General features: G+C 39.1%; 21 protein-coding genes and 1 tRNA gene. 17 read left to right on the forward strand and 5 right to left on the reverse strand.

Features of this window, described 5'->3' with window-relative positions:
• Positions 1-124: 124 nt before the first annotated feature.
• Positions 125-913 carry an NAD(+) synthase gene (gene nadE / locus PP182_RS18945; RefSeq protein ID WP_272652842.1) on the reverse strand — a complete coding sequence of 263 codons (789 nt, stop codon included), beginning with the start codon at positions 911-913 and terminating at the stop codon, positions 125-127.
• An 89-nt stretch (positions 914-1,002) separates the two neighbouring features.
• Between nadE and gldB the strand changes: the two genes are divergently transcribed.
• Both gldB and gldC read left to right on the forward strand, forming a co-directional pair.
• A complete protein-coding gene (gene gldB / locus PP182_RS18950; RefSeq protein ID WP_272652843.1) occupies positions 1,003-1,959 on the forward strand; it encodes a gliding motility lipoprotein GldB in 957 nt (318 codons plus the stop codon).
• Positions 1,960-2,295, forward strand: a complete 336-nt coding sequence (gldC, locus tag PP182_RS18955; protein ID WP_272652844.1) for a gliding motility protein GldC — start codon at positions 1,960-1,962, stop codon at positions 2,293-2,295. It abuts the gene before it with no gap.
• Between the two features lie 20 nt (positions 2,296-2,315).
• Here gldC and yihA read toward each other — a convergent pair whose 3' ends face one another.
• The gene (gene yihA / locus PP182_RS18960) at positions 2,316-2,942 is read right to left on the reverse strand and encodes a ribosome biogenesis GTP-binding protein YihA/YsxC (RefSeq protein WP_272652845.1); all 627 of its coding nucleotides are present in this window, start codon (positions 2,940-2,942) and stop codon (positions 2,316-2,318) included.
• Between the two features lie 10 nt (positions 2,943-2,952).
• Entirely contained in the window at positions 2,953-3,717 is a 765-nt protein-coding gene (locus PP182_RS18965) for an alpha/beta fold hydrolase (protein WP_272652846.1), read from the reverse strand.
• 259 nt (positions 3,718-3,976) lie between these two features.
• On the opposite strand from PP182_RS18965, the gene PP182_RS18970 reads away from it, so the two are divergent.
• From PP182_RS18970 to PP182_RS19040, 15 genes are all read left to right on the forward strand, one after another.
• On the forward strand, positions 3,977-4,450 hold the full coding sequence (locus PP182_RS18970; RefSeq protein ID WP_272652847.1) for a division/cell wall cluster transcriptional repressor MraZ: 474 nt from the start codon (positions 3,977-3,979) through the stop codon (positions 4,448-4,450).
• Positions 4,440-5,333 (forward strand): 16S rRNA (cytosine(1402)-N(4))-methyltransferase RsmH, encoded by an 894-nt coding sequence (gene rsmH, locus PP182_RS18975; protein ID WP_419197742.1) that lies wholly within the window; start codon positions 4,440-4,442, stop codon positions 5,331-5,333. The genes PP182_RS18970 and rsmH overlap by 11 nt, the downstream gene beginning before the upstream one ends.
• Positions 5,334-5,342: 9 nt before the next feature.
• Complete coding sequence (locus PP182_RS18980; RefSeq protein ID WP_272652849.1) at positions 5,343-5,675, forward strand: FtsL-like putative cell division protein; 333 nt, start codon at positions 5,343-5,345, stop codon at positions 5,673-5,675.
• A 2-nt stretch (positions 5,676-5,677) separates the two neighbouring features.
• Positions 5,678-7,684 carry a penicillin-binding protein gene (locus PP182_RS18985; protein ID WP_272652850.1) on the forward strand — a complete coding sequence of 669 codons (2,007 nt, stop codon included), beginning with the start codon at positions 5,678-5,680 and terminating at the stop codon, positions 7,682-7,684.
• Entirely contained in the window at positions 7,681-9,144 is a 1,464-nt protein-coding gene (locus tag PP182_RS18990; protein ID WP_272652851.1) for a UDP-N-acetylmuramoyl-L-alanyl-D-glutamate--2,6-diaminopimelate ligase, read from the forward strand. Before PP182_RS18985 ends, PP182_RS18990 begins: the two co-directional genes overlap by 4 nt.
• Before the next feature lie 29 nt (positions 9,145-9,173).
• Positions 9,174-10,394, forward strand: a complete 1,221-nt coding sequence (gene mraY, locus PP182_RS18995; RefSeq protein WP_272652852.1) for a phospho-N-acetylmuramoyl-pentapeptide-transferase — start codon at positions 9,174-9,176, stop codon at positions 10,392-10,394.
• The gene (gene murD / locus PP182_RS19000) at positions 10,395-11,729 is read left to right on the forward strand and encodes a UDP-N-acetylmuramoyl-L-alanine--D-glutamate ligase (protein ID WP_272652853.1); all 1,335 of its coding nucleotides are present in this window, start codon (positions 10,395-10,397) and stop codon (positions 11,727-11,729) included.
• Positions 11,730-11,732: 3 nt separating this feature from the next.
• Complete coding sequence (locus PP182_RS19005) at positions 11,733-12,935, forward strand: FtsW/RodA/SpoVE family cell cycle protein (protein WP_272652854.1); 1,203 nt, start codon at positions 11,733-11,735, stop codon at positions 12,933-12,935.
• Positions 12,922-14,010 carry an undecaprenyldiphospho-muramoylpentapeptide beta-N-acetylglucosaminyltransferase gene (gene murG, locus PP182_RS19010; protein ID WP_272652855.1) on the forward strand — a complete coding sequence of 363 codons (1,089 nt, stop codon included), beginning with the start codon at positions 12,922-12,924 and terminating at the stop codon, positions 14,008-14,010. The genes PP182_RS19005 and murG overlap by 14 nt, the downstream gene beginning before the upstream one ends.
• A 5-nt stretch (positions 14,011-14,015) precedes the next feature.
• Positions 14,016-15,368 (forward strand): UDP-N-acetylmuramate--L-alanine ligase, encoded by a 1,353-nt coding sequence (gene murC / locus PP182_RS19015; RefSeq protein ID WP_272652856.1) that lies wholly within the window; start codon positions 14,016-14,018, stop codon positions 15,366-15,368.
• Positions 15,358-16,077, forward strand: a complete 720-nt coding sequence (locus PP182_RS19020; RefSeq protein ID WP_272652857.1) for a cell division protein FtsQ/DivIB — start codon at positions 15,358-15,360, stop codon at positions 16,075-16,077. The genes murC and PP182_RS19020 overlap by 11 nt, the downstream gene beginning before the upstream one ends.
• 5 nt (positions 16,078-16,082) lie before the next feature.
• Positions 16,083-17,411, forward strand: a complete 1,329-nt coding sequence (ftsA, locus tag PP182_RS19025) for a cell division protein FtsA (RefSeq protein ID WP_272652858.1) — start codon at positions 16,083-16,085, stop codon at positions 17,409-17,411.
• 47 nt (positions 17,412-17,458) lie between these two features.
• On the forward strand, positions 17,459-19,366 hold the full coding sequence (gene ftsZ, locus PP182_RS19030; protein ID WP_272652859.1) for a cell division protein FtsZ: 1,908 nt from the start codon (positions 17,459-17,461) through the stop codon (positions 19,364-19,366).
• An 87-nt stretch (positions 19,367-19,453) separates the two neighbouring features.
• Positions 19,454-19,903 carry a GatB/YqeY domain-containing protein gene (locus PP182_RS19035; protein WP_272652860.1) on the forward strand — a complete coding sequence of 150 codons (450 nt, stop codon included), beginning with the start codon at positions 19,454-19,456 and terminating at the stop codon, positions 19,901-19,903.
• An 8-nt stretch (positions 19,904-19,911) separates the two neighbouring features.
• A tRNA-Arg gene (locus tag PP182_RS19040) sits at positions 19,912-19,985 on the forward strand.
• On the opposite strand, the gene PP182_RS19045 is transcribed toward PP182_RS19040, so the two are convergent.
• Positions 19,939-21,555: a recombinase family protein gene (locus PP182_RS19045; protein WP_272652867.1), complete on the reverse strand. Its 1,617-nt coding sequence runs from the start codon at positions 21,553-21,555 to the stop codon at positions 19,939-19,941. The two genes, PP182_RS19040 and PP182_RS19045, sit on opposite strands and share 47 nt — an antisense overlap.
• A gap of 306 nt (positions 21,556-21,861) precedes the next feature.
• The gene (locus PP182_RS19050; protein WP_067032285.1) at positions 21,862-22,152 is read right to left on the reverse strand and encodes a hypothetical protein; all 291 of its coding nucleotides are present in this window, start codon (positions 22,150-22,152) and stop codon (positions 21,862-21,864) included.
• Positions 22,153-22,161 lie beyond the last annotated feature (9 nt).

Raw genomic sequence — 22,161 nt, forward strand, 5'->3', positions numbered from 1 at the left:
AAAAGAGTACATGCAATGTAGGACTAAATAATCTAAATTAGAAGACAAAGATGTACTATTTTTCCATAAGGGCATTAAATCGCCTTTATTATTCGATTTATTAACCTGATTATTAGGTGAGTGGTTATTTTATCGATTCTGGAATGACACAAACTGGTATAGGCTGCATTTTATGTTGGTTCATGGTGTTGAACCTCAGAAATATAGAAAAAACTTCCTTGTCCCTACCGGTAAAATCCTCTAGTGTTTTTCCTTTGTCTTTCATTTTCATGGCCCATTCCAGCTCGGGGTAAGAGGCCCCAATTTGATCTTCATCTGTTCTATCGTCACCCCATAAACCATCGGTTGGAGCAGCTTTTATTACCTCCTCATTAACCCCCAATTTTTTGGCAATCTCATAAACTTCGGTTTTTAACAGGTCTGCAATCGGGCTTAAATCTACTCCACCATCACCATATTTGGTATAGAAACCAACACCAAAATCCTCAACCTTATTTCCGGTCCCTGCGACCAGATACTTATTGAGTGCGGCAAAGTAATAAAGACTGGTCATTCTTAACCTGGCTCGCGTATTGGCAAGTGACATAAAGCGTTCTTCCTCATCTTCAACTTTTGGAAAAGAAGCTACAAGGCTATCAAATACAGGTGTAAGGTTTACGGGTTGCCTTTTAACATTGGGAAAATTATTTTGTAGCCAATCAATATGTCTGGAAGCTCGGTCTGATTGGTTTTCGGCTTGGTGGATGGGCATTTCCAAACAAAGTAAGTCCAAACCTGTTTTTGCACATAACGTTGAGGTAACGGCAGAATCAATTCCTCCAGAAACACCTATTACAAAACCTTTTTGGTGTGCATCGTTTGCATAATCCTTTAGCCAACCTACAATATGATCAATTACTTTTTCCGTTTGCATACCCTTATAATATTTGTTTAGATCGATTAACTTTGCCTAAAAATAAGTTGTACTTATTTAAAAATAAAATGTATCCGGAAATACTTGGTATGAGAAAACCCATTTTTATTGTATTGTCAATTTTACTGATTTTTATTGGATGTAATGACAGTGACAAGGTAGAGGAAGAAATATCCAATATTCCTTTGGATTTGAAAGTAAATAGGTTCGATAGGCAATTCGCCGAATCTGATGAAGATGGCCTTCCCAAACTTCGCAAAATGTATCCTTACCTGTTTCCAGCTCCCGATAGTGTATGGATTGCCAAAATGAACGATTCCCTTCAAATTGAACTATTCCAGCAGGTAGGAAATACATTCAGTAGTTTTGAAGATGAAGAGGTTGGGCTTTTAAATCTGTTTAAACACATTAAATATTATTTCCCTGAACAGAAAACACCAAAAATCATCACGGTCACTAATGATGTGGATTATGAGAATAGAATTATACTGGCCGATACGCTGCTTTTTATTGGTCTGGATAATTATTTGGGATCACAACATAAGTATTACGGTGGTTTTCAGCGCTACGTGGCCATAGTGTTGGATAGGAAGTTTATGGTTAGCGATGTTGCCAGTGCCTTTGCTAAAAAGGTGGTTCCAAGGCCAAGGGACAGAGCTTATTTAGCTAGGATGGTATATTTTGGAAAAGAACTGTATTTGAAGGATAAGTTGATGCCCGATACAAAAGACGAAATAAAAATAGGCTATACCGAGAATGAAATGAACTGGGCCGTTGCCAATGAGGAACCTATTTGGAGAAACTTTATTGAAAATGAATATCTATATAGTACCGATGCAAAATTGAATCAACGTTTTTTGGACCCGGCACCATTTTCCAAATTTGGGTTGGAACTTGATAACGAATCTCCTGGACGCCTAGGTAGATATATTGGCTGGCAGATTGTTAAGGCATTTATGGACAATAATGATGTAAATCTAAAACAACTATTGGCCATGCCTGCTGAAGAAATATTTAAAAAGTCTAATTATAAACCAAGAAGTTAAATGGCAGATTTACATGAGTCGGAAATAAAACTGAGAGTAGGACTTGATGAAAATCGAGTGCCTGAAAAGCTTTATTGGTCCGCTCAGGATGGGGGGATAGATAATGAGGAGGCCAAGGCAATGTTGCTTTCCGTTTGGGACAGTAAAAACCAAGAGTCATTGAAAATTGATTTGTGGACAAAAGATATGCCTGTAGAGGAAATGAAAATATTTTTTCATCAAACATTGGTATCCTTGTCGGATACCTTTATGAGGGCAACCCAAGATGAAAAAATGACGGCCACTATGAAGGATTTCTGCGCATATTTCGCTGAAAAATTAGATTTAAAAAAGTGAAGGGGGCAGTTTAAAACCCTTTAAACCGGACTATTTTTATTTACTTCAAAGAATTCCAGGTTAATAGCTTCTATATAGGACAAGAGCTCATCCCTACCCATTTTTTTACTAGATGAGGTTATGAAATATTGTGGGGCCTCCTCCCAAATATCTTCCAATAAGTACTGTAAATACGTGGAAACTTGCCTTTGTATTGCCTGTGGCTTTAATTTATCCGCTTTAGTAAAAACAATGGCGAAGGGTATTCCGTTTTCCCCCATCCATTGCATGAACTCCAAATCTATAGGTTGTGGTTTATGCCTTATGTCAATTAAGACAAATGAACAAACCAACTGCTGACGTTGTAAAAAGTAATTGGTAATATACTTCTGAAACGTTCTTTTCTCTTTTTTTGAAACTTTAGCATATCCATAACCAGGTAAATCCACCAAAAACCAATTTTCGTTTATCTTGAAATGATTAATAAGCTGGGTTTTTCCAGGTCTGCCTGAGGTTTTGGCTAAACTCTTACGTTCCGTTAACATGTTTATTAAGGAAGATTTACCTACGTTGGACCTTCCTATAAACGCGTACTCGGGAATAGGCTCATTGGGACATTTCTCGACGTCCGAATTGCTCATCACAAAGTCTGCCGACTTAATCTTCATGAGTGTAAGTTTAGAAATTACGCTCCTGTAGCCAGTTGTCCAAAATAGTATTGAACTCTTCTGGGTGTTCCATCATTGGGGCATGTCCGCATTCCTTGATCCAAAATAAATTGGAATCAGGTAAAAGCTCGTGAAAAAGTTCGGCTACATCAGGAGGGGTTACCGTGTCGTTTTCTCCCCAAATAATACAGGTAGGTGTATTCATGGTCGGTAAATCCGTGCTCATATTATGACGAATGGCACTTTTTGCAATAGCTAAAGTTTTTACCAATTTCACTCGGTCATTCACTGTTGCAAAGACTTCATCTACAATCTCTTTGGTGGCAACTTCTGGATTATAGAAGACATCTTGTGCCTTCTTTTTTATGAATTCATAGTCGCCCCTTTTTGGGTAACCGTCACCCATGGCGCTTTCATATAGACCTGAACTCCCTGTAATTACCAAAGCTTTGACCATTTTAGGGTATAGTTTGGTATGGAGCAATCCAATATGTCCTCCCAATGAATTACCTAAAAGAATCACATCTTTTAAACCTTTGTATTCAATAAACTTCTCGAGATACTTCGCAAAGTTTTTTACATTGGTTTTTAACATGGGCATGTCATAGATGGGAAGTTCAGGGACCAGTACCTTATATCCCTTTTTGGGAAAATGGTCCGTAACACCATGAAAATTACTTAGGCCGCCCATGAGCCCATGAAGTATAATAATAGGGGAACCTTCCCCTTTTTCTATATACCTGAATTTTCCGTCTTTGATTATTTCGTCCTCCATCTACTAGGGTTCTGATATTTGGGCAAATATAGGTAAATAGATAGAATACATACTATCATTTAACTCGGGTGAAATTAGATTCAATTCTAGATTCATCTTTATCGTGTTAGGTCCAAGCAACCTATTTTTTGATGTTTTGAGATCAACTTGGGACAATATTGAGGTAAAAATTTACTATTTTATTAACAAAGTGGTTTTTTGTGGTAAAATGTGGTAATAATATTTATATATTTGAGTTATATAAGAAAGACCATCAATTTTGGAAATCTATTTTTCAGGTGTTTATAACTGTAAGGCAGATGCCAAGGGAAGGGTAATGTTACCCGTATCCCTTAGGAATCAAATGGCTCCAATGTTGGGCAATGGTTTTTATGTAAAGAAGTCCTATTACGATGAGTGTTTGGAATTGTATCCCAAGCATGAGTGGGAATCTGAGGTTAAAAAACTCAATGAAAAACTGGGTGACAGTAGAAAGGACCGTGAGTTTAAGAGGAAGTTCACCTCGGGACTTAGGCAGGTAGAAATCGATGCAACGGGAAGGTTGTTGATACCTAAAGATGTTATCGGGCTGGTGAGTATTAAAAAAGAAGTGGTGCTGTCTCCCATGGATAGACATCTGGAAATCTGGGACAAGGCGACTTACGACGGAGATGTGGAATCTTCTCCTGAGGAAAGAGAGCAGTTGGCTTATGAAGTCAAGTATGCTGAAAAGCCGGGGGGAGATGTATCATAATCCCGTATTGCTAAAAGAGTCCGTAGACGGTCTGGCGATTAAGGAGAATGGTGTTTATGTTGATGTGACATTTGGCGGAGGAGGTCATTCCAAGGAAATATTAAAAAGATTGGGCGAAAAAGGAAAGTTGTTCGCCTTTGATCAAGATGAGGACGCGCAAAGTAATCGTCTAGATGATGAGAGGTTTGTTCTTATAGGTGAGAATTTTAGATATATCACCCAGTTCTTGAAGTTCTATGGCATTCGGAAAGTAGATGGGATTTTGGCTGATTTTGGGGTTTCCTCGCATCAGTTCGATGAAGCGGTCAGGGGTTTTTCGACCCGCTTTGATGCGGAATTGGATATGAGGATGAGCAAGCGAAACAGTCTTTCGGCCAATGAAGTCATAAACAGGTATTCCTATGACGATTTAAGGAAAGTGTTTTTTGTCTATGGTGATTTGCGAAATGCAAATGCCATAGCAAACACAATTATCTCAGCTAGGGAAATCAACCCCATTAGGACTACGGAAGAATTAAAGGAGGTGTTGAAGAAGTTCCTGCCAGAACATAAGAAACATAAGATTTTGGCTCAAATCTATCAGGCCATTCGGATAGAAGTGAATCAAGAGATAGCGGTGATAAAGGAATTTTTGGAACAAGTTCCCGAGTTGTTAAAGAAAGGTGGAAGATTGAGCGTGATTAGTTACCACTCCTTAGAAGACCGTTTGGTGAAAAGGTTTATAAGATCCGGACAATTTGAAGGGGAGCCGGAAAAGGATTTTTATGGAAATATAGATGTTCCATTAAAAAAAGCAGGTCAGTTGATTGTTCCTTCTAAAGAGGAGATAGCAATAAATAGTAGGGCAAGAAGTGCCAAGTTAAGAATAGCGAAACGGATATAATACTATAGGATGAAAGTAAAAAAGGGCATACTGGATATTTTAAAGGGCAAGTTCTTGGTGGATGGAGATTCGTTAAAAAACTGGCGCTTTATCATTTTTACTTCCTTTTTGGCCGCCATCATGATCAGTAGTTCCCATAGTGCCGATAAAAAGGTTCACAAGATTGCGGCATTGAACGAAAACGTAAAAGAGTTGAAAAATGAATTCGTGGATGCACGCTCAGACTTGCAACAATTAAAGTTGGAGTCGACCATTACAAGTACGGTGCTCAAGAAAAATTTATATCCTTCTGAAACACCGCCAAAAAAAATTAAAGTTAAATCCTTAAAAGCTTCCGAATAACAATGCCTGCAACCGAAAAATCCATATTGTCCAGACTGTATATTGTAGCAGCCTGCTTAGTGATTTTTGCGGGTGCCGTCCTGTTTAAACTGGTTTCCATACAAGTAGTGGATGGGGAGAAGTATATAGCTTTGGCCGAGACTAGGACCACAAAAATGTTCACCATCGCTCCGAATAGGGGAAATCTTTATTCCGATGATGGTAGCTTATTGGCGACTTCAGTTTCTAAATACAATATTCATTTTGATGCCGTTACGGTTAGCGAAAAGGATTTTACGGAAAATGTAAAACCACTGTCAGATGCACTCGCGAAATTATTCAATAGTGAATCGTCACATTATCAACAAATTCTTAGAAAGGCCAGGCAAAACAAAAATAGGTACGCCCTTATTGCTAGAAATTTAGACTATTCGGACTATATGGCCGTCAAGGGCTTTCCACTATTTGAAAAGGGACCTTTTAAGGGCGGTATTGTCATTGAGCAGCGAACCAAAAGGGAACATCCTTTAGGAAAAATAGCGGAGCGCAGTGTAGGGTACGAACGGGTAGATGAAAATGGCTATCGAACCAGAGTGGGTATGGAAGGTGCTTTTAGTGAATATTTAAGTGGAGTAGAAGGCAAGAGGACGAAAGTAAAAATTGCCAAGAATCAATGGAAGCCCATAGGTAATGATAATATAGTAGAACCTAAAGATGGTTATGATGTTTATTCTACTATAGATATCAATATTCAGGATATTGCTCACCATGCCTTGCTAAAACAATTGGAACATTATAAGGCAGATCATGGGTCTGTTATTGTAATGGAGACAAAAACGGGTGAGGTCAAAGCCATTTCTAATTTAGGGAGAACTTCGGAAGGCAAGTATTATGAGCGATTAAATTATGCTATTGGAGAATCTCATGAGCCTGGATCTACATTCAAGTTGGTAAACCTTGTGGCAGCGCTCGAGGATAAAGTAATAGATACGAGTACAGTTGTTGATACGGAAAAGGGTCGGTGGAAAATTTATAACCATTACGTTCGTGATTCCAAAAATGGTGGGTACGGAGAAATATCCGTAGCCAAGGCTTTCGAGGTTTCTTCGAACACAGCTTTCGCAAAAATTATACACAATAACTATAAGGAAAACCCTGAAAAATATGTGAACCGCCTAATGAGTATGGATATCCATAAGAAGTTGGGGCTTCCAGTAAAGGGTGAGGGTAAACCGGTATTACGGTATCCGGGCGATAAAGGCTGGTCCGGGTTGTCCTTGGCTCAGATGGCCTACGGCTACGAAGTGGCCATGACACCTTTGCAAACCTTGGCTTTTTACAATGCCATCGCAAATGATGGAGAATTAATCAAACCTAGGTTGATTAAAGAGGTGAAGGAATGGAACAAAACAGTTAAAAAGTTTGATAAGGAAGTATTAAATCCTTCCATATGTTCCAAGGAAACGGCAAGAAAGGTTCAACAATTATTAAAAGATGTTGTTGAAAAGAAACATGGAACTGGGCATGGATTATATTCTTCGAATTTTTCAATGGCAGGGAAAACGGGAACTTGTCAGAAGAATTATGTCAGCAAGGATCCCGACAAACTTAAATATATTTCCTCCTTTGCAGGTTATTTTCCCGCGGACAATCCTAAGTATTCCTGTATCGTGGTCATCCACGAACCCGATAAAAGCGTCGGGTATTACGGAGCCGACGTGTCAGGTCCTGTATTTAAGTCGGTAGCTCAAAAAATATATGCCACATCTCCTTTAATAGATGAAGTAGATGTAAAGGATACGTTGGAAAACAGGTTGGAAGAAGCTTATCAAGGTTATTTTGCCAGTGTTCAGAAACAGCATAAGGAAGTTCCAAATGTACGGGGAATGAGCGGAATGGATGCTGTATCAATCTTAGAAAATCTTGGCTTGGAAGTAGAGGTAAAAGGGAATGGAAGGGTTAAAAGTCAGTCAATTTCCAAAGGAACCGACTTGAAAAAAGTTAGAAAAATAGTACTGGAGTTATCATGAAAATGTTAAAGGACATATTGTTCGGTGTACACATTTCTGCAGTTAGTGGAACAACTAATTGTGAGGTTGCATCGGTATGTTTCGATTCTAGAAAAATCCAGAAAGGGGATGCATTTGTAGCAATCAGAGGGACCATTACAGATGGACATGAATACATTGAAAAGGCCGTAGACTCTGGGGCAAGGGCAATTGTATGTGAGGAATTACCTAAGCAAATGCTAGATGAGGTTACTTATGTGGAAGTTGAAAATGGACATCAGGCGTTGGCAATCATGGCTTCCAATTTCTATGATACCCCCTCTAAAAATTTGAAGTTGGTCGGAGTAACAGGCACGAATGGCAAAACGACCATTTCAAGTCTTTTGTATCAATTATTCAAAAAAGCGGGTTATAAAGTTGGATTACTGTCTACCATAAAAATTATGGTAGACGATACCGAATATCCAACTACCCATACTACTCCGGATGCCTTGGTAATCAATCATCATTTGAAATTGATGAACAATGCAGGAGTTGAATTTTGTTTTATGGAGGTAAGCTCCCATGGAATTCATCAAAAAAGAACGGAGGGACTAGTTTTTGAAGGTGCCATTTTCACCAACTTATCGCATGACCACTTAGACTATCATAAAACCTTTGATGAGTACAGGGATACCAAGAAAATATTATTTGATAATCTTTCTAAAAAAGCGTTTGCACTTACCAATATCGATGATAAAAATGGTTTAGTGATGCTGCAGAATACCAAGGCCAGGAAATATACTTACGCCTTAAAGAATTATGCGGATTACCGAGCTCAGATTTTGGAAAATCAATTTGATGGCCAATTATTAAAGATTGATGACAATGAATTGTGGACCAAGTTGATAGGTCACTTTAACGCCTATAATATGCTTTGCATTTATGCGGCGGCTGATTTATTAGGCTTGGAAAAATTGGAAACATTGCGGCTTTTAAGCGAGTTGGAAAATGTAGATGGACGATTTCAATATTATATATCAGAAAATAAAATAACGGCTATAGTTGATTATGCCCATACGCCGGATGCTTTAAAAAATGTGCTTGAGACAATCAACACGTTGAGGACTGGAAATGAAAACGTCATCACCGTTGTGGGGTGTGGTGGCGACAGAGACAGATCTAAGCGTCCGGTAATGGGCAATATCGCTTCGGAGATGAGCAATAAAATAATATTTACATCGGACAATCCCAGAACGGAATCCCCTAGTGCTATTATCTCTGAAATGGAAGGTGGTGTGGAGCCGCAGCATACTAAAAAGATTTTATCCATTGAAAATAGGGAACAAGCCATAAAGACGGCATGCCAATTAGCAAACACCAACGACATAATTCTTATTGCCGGTAAAGGTCATGAAACCTATCAGGAAACAAATGGCAAGCGTGTGGATTTTGATGATTTTAAAATTGTAAAAAAGCTATTGCAGACTTTGGAGAAGTAAGAATGCTATAAAAAGACGAAATAATAAATATGTTAACCTACCTGTTCGAATATTTAGAAAAGCAATATCAGCTGCCTGGAGCAAGTTTGTTCCAGTTCAGTACTTTTCGCGCAGGCATGGCTATTTTGTTTTCGTTGATAATTGCAACTGCTTATGGTAAAAGAATCATTCTATTTCTTCAAAAACAACAAGTAGGGGAGACCATAAGGGATTTGGGCTTGGAAGGTCAAAAACAAAAAGCAGGTACGCCTACAATGGGCGGCATAATCATCATTTTGGCAACTTTAATTCCAGTGTTGCTTTTTGCAAGGTTGGAAAATATATATATCATCTTATTGATATTTACAACCTTGTGGATGGGGGTTATCGGTTTTCTGGATGATTATATTAAAGTATTTAAAAAGAACAAGGAAGGTCTTAAGGGTAGGTTTAAAGTGTTAGGGCAAGTTGTTCTAGGTCTAATCGTAGGTGCGGTCCTATATTTTCATCCGGATGTAACCATGAGAGACCATGATAAAACCATTATCACAGAACAATTTACAGTTGAGGAGGTAAGAGGTCAGGAAATAAAATCTACAATGACCACAGTTCCTTTCTTTAAAAACAATGAGTTCGATTACGGCAACTTAATTGGGTGGATAGATGAAGAAGCCCAGGATTACGCTTGGCTAATATTCATACCCATAATTATTTTGATAGTTACAGCAGTATCCAATGGGGCTAATCTAACTGATGGTATCGATGGTTTGGCCGCAGGTACTTCTGCTATAATTGTATTTACCCTCGGTGTTTTTGCGTTGGTTTCGGGTAATATAATTTTCTCCGAATACTTGGATATTATGTATATCCCTAGGGTTGGGGAGCTCTTGGTTTTTATTACGGCTTTTGTGGGGGCTCTGGTCGGTTTCCTGTGGTATAATACTTTTCCCGCACAAGTTTTTATGGGGGATACGGGAAGTCTTACGATTGGAGGAGTAATTGCAGTGATAGCTATCATAGTTAGAAAGGAACTGTTAATACCCTTGTTATGTGGAATATTTTTCGCGGAATCCATATCGGTAATGCTTCAGGTGGGGTACTTCAAGTATACCAAGAAGAAATTCGGTGATGGCAGGCGAATATTTTTAATGTCGCCATTGCATCACCACTATCAAAAGAAAGGCTATCACGAAAGTAAGATTGTAACCCGATTTTGGATAGTAGGTATTATGTTGGCCATTGTAACCATTGTGACACTAAAAGTTAGATAGATGCCATATTTGGTTGTACTCGGTGGTGGTGAAAGTGGTGTGGGTACGGCCATTTTAGGATTGAAAAAGGGATATGAAGTATTTGTATCCGATAAGGGAAAAATAAAGGATAAATACAAAAACGTTCTTAAACATTTTGGGATTGATTGGGAGGAATCCAAACATACAGCGGATAAAGTCATGAAGGCAGATTTGGTCATGAAAAGTCCTGGTATACCGGATGCCGTTCCCTTGGTAAGGGAATTGGTAAAAAGGAATATACCGGTTATTTCTGAGATTGAATTTGCAACTCGATATACCGATGCTAAAATTATTGGAATTACGGGAAGTAACGGGAAGACCACCACGACTATGCTTACCTACCATATTTTAAAGGAAGCGGGTTTGAATGTAGGCATGGCAGGTAACATCGGGGATAGTTTCGCCAAGATGGTCGCGGAGGAAGAATTTGACTACTACGTCTTGGAAATCAGTAGTTTTCAGCTAGACGGTATTCGGGAATTTAAACCTCATATCTCGGTAATTACGAATATTACGCCAGATCATTTGGATAGGTACGAATACCAGTTCGAGAAGTATATAGCCTCTAAATTTCTAATTACCAAGAATCAATTGTCCAGCGATTATTTCATTTATGATGCGGACGATGAAGTACTTGTAGGCTGGTTAGATAAGCACCCAATACAATCCAGATTATTACCTTTTTCCTTGGAAAAAATCTTTGAGGAAGGGGCTTATACAAGTAACGACGAAATTAAAATAACAACTCAAGAAGACACTATAGAAATGATGAAAGACACCTTAGCGCTGGAAGGACAGCACAATGTAAAAAATACTATGGCAGCGGCATTGGCAGCCAAGTTGGTGGGCATCCGTAAGGAAACCATTAGGGAGTGTATCTCTAATTTTCAAGGTGCACCGCATCGTTTGGAAAAAGTATTAAAAATACACCATGTCCAATATATTAACGATTCCAAGGCAACGAATGTTAATGCTACATATTATGCCTTGGATAGCGTAAAGACCCCAACTGTTTGGATTGTAGGCGGTGTTGACAAAGGCAATGAGTACAAGGAATTAATGCCTTTGGTAAGAGAAAAGGTCAAGGCGATAGTATGTCTTGGTCTTGATAACGAAAAAATCAAGGAAACCTTTGGGAATGTTGTTGACCTTTTGGTTGAAACGTATGCGATGGAAGAAGCGGTAAAAGTGGCCTATAAGATTGCCGAAAGAGGTGATACGGTGCTATTATCTCCTGCATGTGCCAGTTTTGATTTATTTGACAACTACGAGGATCGTGGGAATCAGTTTAAAAATTGTGTAAAAAATCTATAAATAGTGCGTAATCTTTTGCAAAATATTAATGGGGATAAAGCCATTTGGGCCATCGCAGCACTTCTAGCCCTGTTTTCTTTTTTGCCGGTATATAGTGCCAGCAGTAATTTGGTGTACGTCGTGGGTAATGGAACCACAGCGGGGCATTTAATTAAACATGCGCTATTACTTTTTTTAGGTTTTGGGATTATTTATGGTGTACATAAAATACCTACACATTTCTTTAAAGGACTTTCCCTGATTGCCATGCCTATAATAATTGTATTGTTGGTATTTGTATTGGCCCAGGGGACTACCTCTGGTGAAACCAATGCAAGTCGTTGGATTCGTCTTCCCTTAGTAGGGTTTGGTTTTCAGCCATCCAATTTGGCAGCTGTAGTATTAATGATTTATGTTGCACGTTACCTATCCAAAATTAGAGAAATCAAAGTTACTTTTAAGGAGAGTATTTTACCACTTTGGCTTCCTGTCTTTTTGGTTGTGGTTCTAATATTACCGGCCAACTTTTCAACGGCAGGAATTATTTTTTCCATGGTCTTAATGTTGTGTTTCTTGGGAGGTTATCCATTGAAATATTTACTAGGTATCGTAGGTACGGGGATAGGGTGTCTTACCTTATTTGTACTCATAGCAAAAGCAGCTCCCAATTTATTTCCGAATAGGGTAGATACTTGGATGAGCCGAATCGATAGTTTTAGCAATCCTGAAGATACGGAAGCCAACTATCAGATAGAAAAGGCAAAAATAGCGATTGCCACTGGCGGGGTTATGGGTAAAGGTGCCGGTAAAAGCGTACAGAAGAATTTTCTTCCGCAAAGTTCTTCGGATTTTATCTATGCCATCATCGTAGAAGAATATGGATTGATAGGTGGTTTTGCATTAATGTTTTTTTATCTGTTTTTGCTCTTTAGGATTGTGGTAGTGGCCAATGGATGTAGCACTATTTTCAGTAAGCTTTTGGTGTTAGGCGTGGGTCTGCCCATCGTATTTCAGGCATTGATCAATATGGCCGTTGCCGTGGAGCTGTTTCCGGTTACGGGACAGAATTTGCCACTGATCAGTAGTGGCGGAACCTCTAGCTGGATGACCTGTTTGGCCATAGGAATCATTTTGAGCGCAAGCAATAAAAATACGGCGCAGACCAAGGAAAGTACTGTGGATATCGATGAGAGTAACCCCTTAGAAGTATTGAGTGGGCAATTATAGGTTTATCATTTCCGGAGGGGGAACAGGAGGTCATATTTATCCGGCAATTTCAATTGCCGATGAACTGAAACGAAGATATCCGAATGCCGAATTCCTTTTTGTGGGAGCAAAGGATAGGATGGAAATGGAGAAGGTTCCCCAAGCGGGATACAAAATTGAAGGATTGTGGATAACAGGGATACAACGGAAACTGACCCTTAAAAATTTAATGTTTCCAATAAAATTGATTAGTAGTTTGATAAAGGCAAGCAAAATAGTGACCAGATTTAAACCACATGCCGTGGTGGGTACCGGTGGTTTTGCGAGTGGACCTTTATTGAAAGTGGCCTCAAGTAGGGGTATACCCTGTGTGATCCAGGAACAAAATTCCTTCGCAGGTATCACGAATAAATTACTGAAGGATAAGGTCTCCAAGATTTGTGTCGCCTACGATGGAATGGAACAATTTTTTCCAAAAGACAAAATCGTTAAAACTGGGAATCCGGTGAGGGCAGATTTAATTTCCTTATCGGAGGATAAAAAGGAATCCTTGGACTTTTTTGGTTTAAACCAAGAAAAAGCAACCTTGTTAGTGCTTGGGGGAAGTCTCGGGTCTAAAAGAATAAATAGTTTGATCGCCGAAAATTTGGATTTCTTCAAGTCATTGAAAATTCAATTGATATGGCAATGTGGAAAAGGGTATATAGAAACCTATAAACATCTGAATTCAGAAACCGTTAAAGTGCATGCCTTTTTAAACGATATGGCCAAGGCTTATGCTTCAGCGGATTTTATTATCTCCAGGTCTGGTGCCGGAGCCGTATCGGAACTTTGTTTGGTAGGTAAACCAACAATTTTTATTCCTTCTCCCGTGGTGGCAGAAGATCATCAAACTAAAAACGCCCTAGCTCTAGTAGAGGAGGATGCAGCTATTATGATTAGGGAAGAGGATTTGGATGAAAAATTTAAAATCGACTTTCAGGAAATTTTGGATTCAACAGCAAGAAAGGAAGAGCTTTCTAAAAATATCAGCGCTTTGGCTTTACCAAACGCGACCAAGGACATTTGTGATGAAATAGAAAAATTATTGAATTAGCTACAATGACAATAACGGACATACATAGGGTTTACTTCATCGGTATAGGAGGAATCGGTATGTCCGCATTGGCTCGTTATTTTAAGTTTATCGGTAAGGAAGTAGCTGGTTATGATAAAACCGAAACACCGCTGACCGATGATTTATCGAGTCATGGTATATCTGTTCATTACGAAGATAACTTGGCGCTTGTACCTGGTCATTTTTTAAATGCTGAAGAAACACTGGTTGTATATACTCCAGCGGTAAAGAATTCCCACAAGGAGTATCAATATTTCTTGAAAAACCATTTTATAATTAAAAAGCGCTCGGAAGTTCTGGGGCTAATTACTAAGGATTCCTTTTGTTTTGCCGTTGCAGGTACGCATGGTAAAACCACAACCTCAAGTATACTCGCACACCTATTAAAGGAAACAGGAACTCCTTTAACAGCATTTTTAGGAGGAATTTCAGAAGATTTTAATAGCAATTTCCTATTGGAAGGAACCGACTATTCCGTGGTGGAAGCCGATGAGTTTGACCGCTCTTTTTTAAGGTTATCTCCTAATGTAGCTTGCATAACCTCAATGGATGCAGACCATTTGGATATTTACGGTGATGCCGAAGAATTAAACAAGTCGTTTCTGGAGTTTGTCGACCGTATAAAACCGGGCGGTAAACTGTTTGTTAGGAACGGATTGCCTTTAGAAGGTATTACGTATGGTATAGAAGATGATTCGGACTATTGTATCCGAAATATAAAAGTAGAACATGGTGCCTACATATTTGATTTGGGAACGCCGGAAAAAACATATTCCGGTGTTAAGTTCAACAAGCCGGGAAGACATAATTTATTGAACGGTTTGGTTGCTTTTGCTATGGCGATACAAGCAGGTTCCCCACCGTATCGCCTAGCTGAGGCTTTATCCACTTTTAAAGGGGTTCAAAGAAGGTTTACCTATAGAGTAAAAAATGAGGACTTCGTATTTATTGACGATTATGCACATCACCCTACCGAAATAGATGCTGTTTTTGATGCTATAAGCGAAATGCATCCCAATAAAAAAGTATTAGCGGTTTTTCAACCCCATTTATATAGCAGAACCAGGGATTTCGGTGATGATTTTGCTAAAAGTTTATCGCGATTTCCAAGTGTTGTCCTATTAGAAATTTATCCAGCCAGGGAGGAACCCATTTCGGGTATCGATTCGGCTTGGTTGATGGAAAAAATGACCAATTCATATAAAAAAATCATTAATAAAAGTGAATTGGTTTCTGAGATTAAATCCCAAAATCCTGAGGTTCTTGTAATGATGGGAGCCGGGGACATAGGATTGGAAATTATTAAAGTTAAAAAGGAATTAGAGTATGCGCGTTAATTGGAACTTAATTAAAATGGTTGCGCTAGTGTTAGTAATAATGGGTCTTTACGCATTTTCTAACAATAGAAATCGCAGCAAAAATGTAACCACGACCCAAATCGAGTTTTTGGGAGATCAGAATTTGTATATCACTGAAGGAGCGGTTAATAAATTGTTAATACAAAATTATGGACGCCTAGAAAATGTGCCTAAAGAAAAATTAGTTTTGAATACTATAGAAAAGGCCCTAGAGGCCAATGAAATGGTGAAAAGTGCCCAAGTCTATCTAACTGTAGATGGTAAGCTTACGTCAAAAATTGTTCAACGTAAACCAATCGGACGCATAGAGGGGAATTCAAAATTCTATCTGGATGATGAAGGAAAACGGATGCCGTTTTCGTCCAATTATTCGGCGAGGGTTCCTATTATCACAGGGGATATCACCGGTAGAAGCCTGGAGGATGTATATAAAATATTGGAGTTTATAAACGAGGACGATTTTTTACGAAAAAATATAATTGGTATTCATATCAAAGCGGAGGATGATTACCAATTGAAATTTAGGCTGAATCAGTTTGTAGTGAATTTAGGAGGTATTGAAAATTTGGAAGCAAAGTTCAGCAACTTTAAAGCATTTTACGCTAAAGCCAATAAGGACAAAACCTTAGAGGATTTTGCGGTAGTTAGTTTGGAATTCAATAACCAGGTAGTGTGCACTAAAATATAACAACAATGGAACAAGGTAATTATTCAGTCGGTTTAGACATTGGAACAACTAAGATTGTTGCCATCATCGGTAAGAAGAACGAATATGGTAAAATCGAGGTTTTAGGAATAGGTAAATCCAAAAGCCTGGGCGTTCATAGGGGTGTTGTTAATAATATCACACAAACAATCAAATCTATACAACAAGCTGTTGAGCAGGCAGAGACCAACTCTGGACTCAAGATTGGTTCTGTAGTAGTGGGTATCGCGGGTCAGCATATTCGAAGTCTTCAACATAGTGACTACATTACGAGAAAGGATTCCGAAGAAGTTATTAATGAGGATGACTTGGATTCTTTGTGTAACCAGGTATATAAACTGATTATGCTTCCTGGTGAGGAAATTATTCACGTCTTGCCGCAGGAGTATAAAGTGGATGGACAAGCAGAAATTAAACAGCCCATTGGAATGTACGGAGGTCGCTTGGAAGCAAATTTCCACGTAGTCGTAGGTCAGGTCACTTCTATCAAGAATGTGGGTCGCTGTATTAAAAGTGCTGGTCTGGATTTGGGTAATATTACTTTAGAACCCCTGGCTTCATCTGATGCTGTTCTAAGCCATGAAGAAAAGGAGGCCGGCGTTGCCTTAATCGATATAGGGGGAGGCACTACGGATTTGGCCATTTTCAAGGATGGTATTATTAGACATACTGCGGTAATTCCTTTTGGTGGAGGTGTAATTACAGAGGATATAAAAGAGGGATGTTCCATTATAGAAAAGCAGGCCGAAACCTTAAAAACAAGATTTGGTTCAGCTTGGCCAGGAGAAAATAAGGACAATGAAATCGTTTCCATACCAGGTCTTCGCGGTAGGGAACCTAAAGAAATCACACTAAAAAATCTTTCCAAGATTATCCACGCAAGGGTTGTGGAAATAGTTGAGCAGGTATATGTGGAGATAAAGAATTATGGCCACGATGAGCAAAAGAAAAAATTGATTGCCGGTATAGTCCTGACTGGAGGCGGTAGTCAATTAAAGCATTTGAAACAATTGGTGGAGTACATTACCGGTATGGATACTAGAATTGGTTATCCTAATGAGCATTTGGCCGGTGATTCCGAAGAGGAAGTGGCAAGTCCACTGTATGCAACTGCGGTTGGTCTATTGATGAATGCAATTAATAATCAGGAAAAAAAGGCAGCTCCTAAAGAAGTACCAATGGATTCGGAGGAAATGGAGCCCGTTATGGCTGGTCACGAAGAAGACGTAATGGGAACACCTTTGAAAAGGGAAAGGAAATCGGTTTTTGATAAATGGTCTGAAAAATTAAAGGACTTTTTAGACAATGCCGAGTAATAAAAAAATTAAGAATAAGCACATAATAACCAGTAACAATAGCAAGTATGAGTAAGCAAAACGAATTTGATAGCATCTCTTTTGATCTTCCAAAAAATCAAAGCAACGTTATAAAAGTCATCGGTGTAGGAGGTGGTGGTAGCAATGCCATTAACCACATGTTCCAGGCCGGTATCAATGGGGTAGACTTCGTCATCTGTAATACGGATTCACAGGCTTTGGACAATAGTCCGGTCCCAAATAAAATTCAACTTGGTGTTTCGTTAACCGAAGGTTTGGGAGCTGGTGCCAACCCGGAGGTGGGAGAACAGGCTGCGATGGAGAGTATGGAAGACATCAAAAGTATGTTGGATAAAACCACTAAAATGATATTCATTACTGCTGGAATGGGCGGAGGAACTGGGACTGGTGCTGCTCCCGTTATCGCCAAGTTCGCGAAAGAAATGGACGTTCTTACTGTGGGTATCGTTACCATGCCGTTTCAGTTTGAAGGTAAGATGCGATGTGATCAGGCACAACTTGGAATAGAGAAGTTGCGTAAAAATGTGGATTCCTTAATAGTAATCAATAACAATAAATTAAGGGAAGTATATGGAAACCTTGGTTTTAAGGCTGGTTTTTCCAAAGCGGATGAAGTGTTGGCAACGGCAGCTAGGGGTATTGCGGAGGTAATCACACACCACTATACGCAGAATATAGATTTACGTGATGCCAAAACCGTACTTTCCAATAGTGGTACGGCCATCATGGGCTCTGCCATAGCTTCCGGTTCCGCAAGGGCAAACGAGGCGATAATGAAAGCATTGGATTCTCCGTTATTGAACGATAATAAGATAACTGGAGCAAAGAATGTATTGCTGTTAATCGTTTCTGGAGCACAGGAAATTACCATTGATGAAATAGGGGAAATAAACGATCACATACAAATTGAAGCAGGTTACGGAGCCAATATTATTATGGGGGTTGGTGAAGATGAGTCTTTGGGTGAAGCAATTGCTGTTACGGTCATAGCCACGGGTTTTAATGTAGAGCAACAGGATGATATTGTAAATACAGAAGCAAAAAAAATCATTCACACCCTTGAGGATAGCCAAAAAGCGGAAAGGGAGTTGCTCTCAAACAATAAAACGGTCCACACCTTAGAAGTTGAGGAAGAGGAGGAAGAAATTGAAAAACCAATGGCGAGATATCAATTTCTGGATGAGGGAGATTTCGATTTAATTCCAACTACCAATTATATCCGGAATTTTAACGTGTTCTATGATGAAGTTGTAGCTGAGAATGTTTCGGATGAGGATTTTGTAATAATTGAATCTACTGCTCAATTGAGGGATATCGAGGTAGTAGAGCCGGAAATCTTAAAACAAAAAGAGGAAGAAGATCAAGTTGCCATGAGTTTTGATATGCCGTTGGAAGATGAGGAAAGTGAAAATGTCGTATTATTCAATTTAGATGATGAAGTAAAGGATTTGGATGTTAAGGATAGTGTTGAAATTATACCTGTTTTGGAATACAACAAAAAAGGAGAGACGCGATATAGTTTGGATGACTATATGGAATTGGAGAATAAATTGACGGGAGCAAAGTCAAAAGCTGAGGAATTTGAGCCCAAAATTGTAGAGGATGAGTTGATTTTTGAAAAGAAAACCATTTCCCAGAAAGAAACAAGACCTCAGGAGTCTTCTGTTGACCCCATGGAAACTCCAATAGAAGAGTTATTGAAGGAAAGGGCGGATGAGCGTCGAAGAAAGCTTAAGGATTTTAACTATAAATTTAAAAATAGTTTGAGTAACATCGATGAGATAGAAAAGGAGCCGGCTTATAAGAGACAAGGGGTAAACCTAAACGATAATCCACAGGAAAAAAAAATTTCCAGAACGAGTCTAAGCGATGATAGCAACGATGAAATTCAACTTAGGTCCAACAATTCATTTTTACACGATAACGTAGATTAAAATCAATCCATATATAAAGTTTTAAACCCGGAAACAAAATATGTTTTCGGGTTTATTCTTTATCTTTGCAATCCAAAATTATAGACCATGAGTTTACAGTCAAAAGTAATGGAGCAAATGAAAGTAGCGATGAAGGCAAAGGATACTGTAGCCTTGGAATCTTTACGTGCTATTAAATCTGCCCTATTATTGGCCAGTACAAGTGGTTCAGGTTCTGAAATAAGTGTGGAAGATGAGGTTAAGCTTGTTCAAAAATTGGTTAAGCAACGAAAGGACAGTGCCGCAATATTTATTGAACAGGGTAGACAAGATTTGGCGAATCCGGAATTGGCCCAAGTTGCGGTTATAGAACAATTTTTACCGGAACAGCTTACAGAAGAAGAGGTAGAAAAAGTGGTAGTGCAAACTATCGATGCCACAGGTGCTACCGGTATGAAGGATATGGGTAAGGTTATGGGTATTGTTTCGAAGGAATTGGCTGGCCAGGCCGATGGTAAAATGATATCAACCATAGTAAAACAAAAATTAAACGCTTAGAATACATTGGCTCCGTGGCGCAACTGAATAGCGCATCAGATTTCGGCTCTGAGGGTTGGGGGTTTGAATCCCTCCGGGGTCACTAAACGGGATTTTTCACAAATTGAGTGGAATTTCCCGTTTTTTATTTCCTTCAAATTACCTGAAAACGAACCGATTGTGCCAAAAATTTCGTTGACCCGAAAAGTTTGAACTGCTTTGTTTTTGAAGTCATACACAATCCCGTCAGGGAACACCATATATTGTATGGCCCTTTTTGTTTCCAAATCCCCTAACTTCCATAAATACGGTAAGTTACAAGCGTAATCGAGTGCCATTTTTACTGACTTTTTGAGGTTTGAACTATTTATCCCGCTATTCTCCAATTTCATCTCCAATTCCCTTTGTTTAGCTTTCAGTTCAGGCATAAAAAGATCATATTGGGACTTTGTGATTTCGTTCAGCACTACATACCTTCTTTCCAATGTATTTATCTGCTCTCCGATTTGAGCGAGTTCTTTGGTCAATCGTTTTTGGTCGTTAAGTGCTTCTTGATTGTAAGCCAACAAGGTATCGTGTATGATATCGGTCAAAGGTTCGATATACTTTTTATCGGCTATGGTATACCTGTTCAAAACATTTATAAACTCTTCATGGAGCTTTTTTGCGCTTCTACTTTCCCTGCTTCCCTTACGCCTGTTCTTGTAATAATATAGCCCCTTTTTCTTCACAATAAACCCAGTATAAGGTGTCCCACAAACCGAAGATCTGACAAACTGTTTTAATGGCAGATTTTCATCGTCGTACGAATATTTCTTGGGTGTATCTCCCTCGTGAAGTAGATTATGGATCTTTAAAAAGATTTCTTTCGATATCAGGGCCTCGTGTTTTCCTTGAATCACTTCTCCAGGAATTAGGCTATTGACAATAAGTCCACAATAGAACGGGTTTCTAAAAAGATCGGTCAATTTTTTTGCGTTTATGTCCAGACCCTTTTCTTTGAGCCGTTTTGCAATCTCGACATGGGACATATTGGAATTTGCCTTCCATAAAAAAGCCTGCTTCAACAATCTTCCTTCATTGGTGATTACAAAATTGGGGGTCTTTCCTTTACCGGGGTTCGTATTGGTGTATCCAAATGGGTAGGCTCCTGTCCAATGGCCCCTTCGTAACTTTTCCCGCATTCCAGTAATTGATTTGTCCCTACGGACCTGATTGTCAAAGTGGGAAAACATATGATAGAGGTTTTCTTGAAAGGTGCCCGCACTCGTGGTTACATCGATTTCCTGGGTGGCGGATATAACGGCCACTCCCTGCTTTTTTAACTGCTCGCTGATATAGGCACCGTTCGCGCCCGTACGTGAAAACCTATCATAGGAATAGACAATGATATAGCCAATGTTCTTTCTCCTTTTGACATACTTCAACATCCTTTGGAATTCCCTACGTTCATCGCTCTTTGCGGATTCATAGGTTCCCCCGAAATATTCCAGTACTTCCAATTCTTTTCGAAGTGCATACTCCTGGCAATATTTAAGTTGAGTGCTTAGACTGGCATTTTTGTCAAATTGCTCCTTACTTGAAACACGGGTGTAGATAACGGCCGTATTGTTTTTCCCTATAATCCTTCCCTTTTCCCTTTTGGCAAATTGATCAAATACCTCTAAGTTCATATGTTCCCTTTTTGGACATGGCGGCAAACTATGTTGGCGAATTCCCGGAGTTGTTCCACGATCTTTTTCGCTTCTTCCTCCTGGCAGTCTTCAAAACCTTTATAAGTCTTGAGCCATGTACTGTTGAATGTTCTGTTTTTCCGCTTTAGCTCGATTATCGGGTTTGACATTTCCGTTAAATAGCAATAGCTCCTTCATGTTGTAAGGTCACCACCGTATTTGCATAAGCAGGCTTTAATTTACCCTTTTTAACTATTTAAATCCAGTATCGGATGACAATTTTATTCCTTGAATATCAATGGTTGGTTAACTTCTTTTTGTTTTTGCCAGAGGGGAGACTTTTTTCCTGAATATCCTGTTTACACAAACAATCTTGCCATTGGTTTGTTTGATTTCCAGGTTCTGAAAATCATGTTGTTTCAACATATCGATGATACGCTCCCCTGTGTCCAATCGTTCCAGACCTTCAATAGCATCGACCTCCCCGTTCTTGATGATCACTTTGATGGACAGGAACCTTTTACTGCGTATCATCTCCAATACCTGGATCTCGGAGGGGGTCATTCCTGAAGGTTTTTGCTTGTTGTTATTTTCCATAAGTTCAAG

The sequence above is a fragment of the Maribacter sp. PR1 genome (assembly GCF_028464145.1).
In the GTDB taxonomy this organism is placed as follows: domain Bacteria; phylum Bacteroidota; class Bacteroidia; order Flavobacteriales; family Flavobacteriaceae; genus Maribacter.